At 54.3% G+C, this 514-nt stretch carries 1 protein-coding gene; it reads right to left on the bottom strand.

Annotated features, from left to right (window positions below; translation table 11 throughout):
- Window positions 1–433, bottom strand: a 433-nt coding sequence (locus KP705_RS16855; protein ID WP_252348438.1) for a hypothetical protein, incomplete at its 3' end; no start/stop codon positions are given.
- Window positions 434–514 lie beyond the last annotated feature (81 nt).

Raw genomic sequence — 514 nt, 5'->3', positions numbered from 1 at the left:
GCCCTCGCATACCGGCTACCGTTTCGCGCTCGGAGAAAATCGCACCGAACTTCACCAGTTCATTCATGATGGCTGTTACTTCGTTGACCCGAATTCCGACTTTTTCGGCGATTTCTTCGCGGGTTAGCATCATCTGTCCCGTAAGTGGGAACAGGAGGACGAACAAGATCGTCCAGACGTCCACGGCCTTCATTGGACGTTTACTGTTCTTCATTAGCCACAAGGTGACAGCACGGTTCTGTGCGGGACGGATCATAACAAACGGCTCCGTTGTTCCGGGGGCTGGGGTAGTAATGCGTTGAACGGTGACCATGACCCGGCCAAGGGCATCATGGTCAAAATCGGGAGAGTCCAAAAACCGCAACACGGCTTGGCGAACCTGTTCGGCCTGATCTTCACGAAGCCGATCTTTTGGGGTCTTGAGACGGGTCATGTTCCGCATGTGGGAAACCTCTGTATGAGTGCCGAATAGGTCGCACACTGTGCGACTTTATGGTCGCACGTGGTGCGACCT

The organism is Gluconobacter sp. P1D12_c, assembly GCF_018812105.1.
Lineage (GTDB): Bacteria > Pseudomonadota > Alphaproteobacteria > Acetobacterales > Acetobacteraceae > Gluconobacter > Gluconobacter oxydans_A.
The sequence above is the reverse complement of the archived record's forward strand: the minus strand, read 5'-3'. Positions and strand labels throughout refer to the sequence as shown.